At 51.9% G+C, this 4,376-nt stretch carries 6 protein-coding genes; all 6 read left to right on the top strand.

Translation table 11 applies throughout. The features are described 5' to 3' along the window. Positions 1 to 176 precede the first annotated feature (176 nt). Positions 177 to 611, top strand: a complete 435-nt coding sequence (locus HKN79_03570; GenBank protein NNC82631.1) for a hypothetical protein — start codon at positions 177 to 179, stop codon at positions 609 to 611. A gap of 238 nt (positions 612 to 849) precedes the next feature. Further along, positions 850 to 2,124: a DUF2254 domain-containing protein gene (locus HKN79_03565; protein ID NNC82630.1), complete on the top strand. Its 1,275-nt coding sequence runs from the start codon at positions 850 to 852 to the stop codon at positions 2,122 to 2,124. 21 nt (positions 2,125 to 2,145) lie between these two features. Beyond that, positions 2,146 to 2,514 (top strand): DUF2200 domain-containing protein, encoded by a 369-nt coding sequence (locus HKN79_03560; GenBank protein ID NNC82629.1) that lies wholly within the window; start codon positions 2,146 to 2,148, stop codon positions 2,512 to 2,514. Next, a complete protein-coding gene (locus HKN79_03555) occupies positions 2,511 to 3,149 on the top strand; it encodes a hypothetical protein (GenBank protein ID NNC82628.1) in 639 nt (212 codons plus the stop codon). Before HKN79_03560 ends, HKN79_03555 begins: the two co-directional genes overlap by 4 nt. Continuing rightward, a complete protein-coding gene (locus HKN79_03550) occupies positions 3,146 to 4,078 on the top strand; it encodes an MBL fold metallo-hydrolase (GenBank protein NNC82627.1) in 933 nt (310 codons plus the stop codon). Before HKN79_03555 ends, HKN79_03550 begins: the two co-directional genes overlap by 4 nt. 34 nt (positions 4,079 to 4,112) lie before the next feature. Next, the coding region (locus tag HKN79_03545) for a VOC family protein (GenBank protein NNC82626.1) at positions 4,113 to 4,376 on the top strand (264 nt) is incomplete at its 3' end.

Below are 4,376 nucleotides of genomic sequence, written 5' to 3'. Positions count from 1 at the left end.
GCATCTATGCGGTGGAAGTGAATAGCACCGATAAGAGGCTTGTGCTGCCTGTGATGGTCGAGTGAGCTCAAGAAGTGTAGGCTAGGTCTTCCGTTCATCCATTTTTTCATCGGATATGGTTTCTCTTACCGAAATTGGCCATATACTCATACATCCATCACCTAAAATTCTATGTCATGAAAACACGTTTCACTTCCTTGGCCTTCGTACTCTTCTTTGCATTTACGGCCTTCGCACAGGAGGATGCCCAAATGGCGGAGAAGGCCGTTCAAAAAGTCATCCAGCACAGCTATCTCCAGGGCATACATATCGAGCGGGATTCAGTGGCAGTGAGGGAGGGCTTCCATCCGGATTTCAGCATGGCCGTATTGACCTCCAAGGGTCTGAAGCGCATCAGTCTCGACAGCTGGCTCGATCGCATGAAACTCGATGGCACCAAGAATACCGCGGAGATCGAAGGAGAATTCACCTCGGTGGAAGTCTCGGGCAATGCCGCTACCGTACGTCTAGAAGTCTACAAGGATTCCAAGCACATCTACACCGACTTCTTCGGACTCTACCGCTTTCCCGATGGATGGAAGATCGTGAGCAAGCACTTCCATTCGCACTAAGCAGCTCATGCCTTTTTGGTATGGACTATTTCTCGCATAACTAAGTCACATCCGGTGTAGTGCCTGAATTACATACTACGGCCTGAGCCGCTGGCTGAACATTGAATCGGTGTACAGGCACATTTCTGAGAACAGGACCTGATCGATAGTTCACCGCAGCCCTGTGTGATCGGGGTGCGTCATTAAATGGATATATTGGAGCAGCTCATCAAAGAAGACGCATTCCAAGCCCGGCCATATGAAGAAGAAATTGATCCTCTACTCCCATCGGATACGGGAGCAACTGTGGTTCCGGCCCTTCCTCTTCTGTCTCTTCTCGGTAATGGCAGCCTTGATCGCCAATAAGGCGGATGGATTCGGGATAGAGGATATGGTGCCGGATGTGGAGCAGGAATCCATCGGTAGTCTGCTCGATATCATCTCGGCCAGCATGCTGGTGATCTCCATATTTGCGGTGACCTCGATGATCTCCGCTTTCTCCTCTGCGAGTAATACGGCAACTCCTCGATCCTTCAAAGTCGTGGTCACAGATGATGTCTCGCAGAATGCCTTGTCGGTGTTCATAGGAGCATTCATCTTCAGCATCGTTGCGACCATCGCTCTGGACAATGGCTATTACGGCAAGTCAGGAAGGTTCATCCTCTTCCTCATCACATTGACCCTCTTCGCTGCGGTCATCCTCACCTTCTTGAGATGGGTGGACCGTATCTCGCGTTTGGGCCGATTGGAACATACCATCAAGCAGATAGAACGGGTGGTCACACGATCGCTATCCAAGTATCTGGAACATCCCACGCGAAAAGGACGCGCGATCGAGGGGGAATGGGAGAATGCTCTGGCCGTGTATGCGAACGAGACCGGTTATGTGCAACATCTTCATCTGGAACTGCTACAGGAATTGGCCGAAGATGAAGACTTGAACATCCGCCTCAACTGTCTTCCTGGGAAGTTCATACATGAGAATCATCCCATCGCATACTATCGCTCGAAGGGAGAAGCGGATGTGGTGAGAATAGGGACCGAAGTGTGCGAGGCCATCACCATGGGTGAGACCAGGCATTTCGATGAGGATCCGAGATTCGGATTGATCGCCTTGACCGAGATCGCCAGTAGGGCATTATCACCGGGGATCAATGATCCCGGGACCGCCATCCAGATCATAGGCAGCCACGAGCGCCTGTTCTTCCAATGGAATTCGAAGGATGAGCAGGCAGATCGCCCTGAGGTGGAGTACGACCGGATAGAGGTGCCCGAGCTCTCGGTGGAGGATTTCTTCGAGGACGCTTTCCGCCCGATCGCCCGGGATGGAGCTGGGAATATCGAGGTCATGCTCAGATTGCAGAAGACACTGAGTTCCATTTACACCATAGCCGATCCTCAGCTTCAGAAATATGCCTTACAGCATTCTGAACAGGCCTACAGAAGAGCAGAAGCATCCATAGATGCAGAGAAGGATCTGCAGACCCTTAGGGATGCCTGTCTGTTCTTACATCGCGGTCAAGTCAGCGCATAGGGAATTTTCTATCTTCAAACTATGCCTACCACCACACCAGAACACGATGCACGCATAGCGGCTCTCACCTTTGCTTCGGTCTATCCGCATTATGTGAATAAGGTGGAGAAGAAAGGACGAACGAAAGAAGAACTCCATCAGGTGATCGAATGGCTCACCGGATTCGATGAGCAAGAACTTCAGAAACTCATCGATGAGAAGGTGACCTTCCAGACCTTCTTCGAGCGGGCAGATCTGAATCCCAACGCGGAGATGATCAAAGGGGTCATCTGCGGATATCGCATCGAGGATATCACCACACCGCTCACTCGACAGGCCCGTTATCTGGATAAGGTGATCGATGAACTGGCCAAAGGACGGGCACTGGAGAAGATCATGCGAAGCCCATGAACCGCGCAGTGGATACCTATCTGCAGGAGGGCTGCGGACGCTGTGACCATTACCGCACTCCCCAGTGCAAGGTCCATATATGGAATGAACTTCTGGTCGCCCTGCGGCAGATCATATTACAGACCGAGTTGACGGAGGAGTATAAATGGTCCCAACCCTGCTATACCTTTCACGGTAAGAATGTGATGATCCTCACCGCTTTCAAGCACCATGCGTGTCTCTCCTTCTTCAAAGGCTCCCTTCTCCCCGACCCCGATGGACTTCTGACCAGACCCGGAGCGAGCAGTCAAGCAGCGATGCAGATGAGATTCACAGATGTGGATAGCATCCTGGACAAGGAAGCGAACATCCGGTCATATATCGAAAAAGCAATCGAATTGGAGAAGCAAGGTGCCCGTGTGGCATTTAAGAAACAACCCGAAGATAGACCTGAAGAGTTGACTGATGCCTTGGAAACGGACAACGAATTCCAGAACGCCTTTGAAGCGCTCACCCCAGGTAGACAACGAGGCTATATCCTGCATTTCTCTCAGGCCAAAAGACCCGAAACACGAAGGGCACGCATCGCAAAATGGAGAGATTCCATACTACGTGGAGAAGGCATGCACGATGCCTATCGAAAAGGAAAGAAATGATGAACAGAAAGACTTATCAGAGCGAGCGTTGGTCAAGTACCGCTATAGGAATAGTCTTCGCTGCTCTGCTCCTATCCTGCATGGGCACTTCACCCGCGCCCATTGCTGAGAAGCCCTCCGTGAAAGAAGTGAAGCACGTATCGCTGGAAGCGCCAAGGGACCAAGCTTTGGAAGTCGCCTATATCGGCAACATGGGTGTGCTGGTAGAAAAAGGGGAATCGACTGTGCTCATCGATGGGCTCCATGATTTCTACAAGCCGGCCTATGCGCATCCGGATGCGGCCACGATCGATGCATTGATCGCAGGGAACTATCCCAATTTCACTTCCATCGAGATGGATCTGGTGACCCATGAACACGGAGATCACTTCGACTCGGATATCACGGCTCGATTCCTTGAGGAGAATCCTGAAGCGCTTTGCATCGTTCCCGCTCCTGTGCATGAAATGATCTCGGAAGCGGCTGTTGAGAATGAAGAAGTCATGGAGCGCGTGCTCATCGCGACCGACCAGGATGGTCCGCGCCATACGGCACATGCCGGTATCCAGATCATCTCGGCCGATTGCAAGCATTCTTATCCGGCCCGGCACAGTGCCATTGCCAATGTGGCCCATCTCATCACGATGGGAGAGACGCGTATTCTCCATGTGGGCGATACCGATCGGGACTTCCTCATCGAAACCTGCCAAGCCCTGGACCTACAGCAGGATTCCATCGACCTGGTGATCTTCCCTTCTTGGTTGCTCCTTTCTGACTGGCCTGAATTGGAGGAATACATCCTCGCTGGTCAACTTCTCGCTACCCACATCGACCCGCGAGAAGCGGAATCCAGAACCACACAGGTCCAGAAATACTTCCCTGAGGCCATCTGCCTGACCGAGTTGGGCTGGTATGGCGAATTCCCTCTCCTGTCAAAAAGCAAGGATTGAATACCTTGACCTCTTAAACCATCATACACGTAAGATGATCAAAGGCGTACATACCATGTTCTACAGTTCAGCCCCGGAAGAACTACGTGCATTCTTGAAAGATGTGATGGGATTCGATGGTCGGGATATCGGGGGCGGTTGGATGATATTCGACCTGCCCGAGGCCGATATGGGAGTCCACCCGGCCGATGCCAGCGGTCAAGAAGGTGCTCCCTCAGGCACCCCTGACATCTCCTTCTACTGCGAGGATATCGAGCAAACGGTGAAGGAAATGAAGGCCAAAGGCGTGGAATTCAAA

It is taken from the genome of Flavobacteriales bacterium (genome assembly GCA_013001705.1).
Lineage (GTDB): Bacteria > Bacteroidota > Bacteroidia > Flavobacteriales_D > JABDKJ01 > JABDLZ01.
Note: the sequence above shows the minus strand (reverse complement) of the source record. Positions and strands in the feature narration are given on the sequence as shown.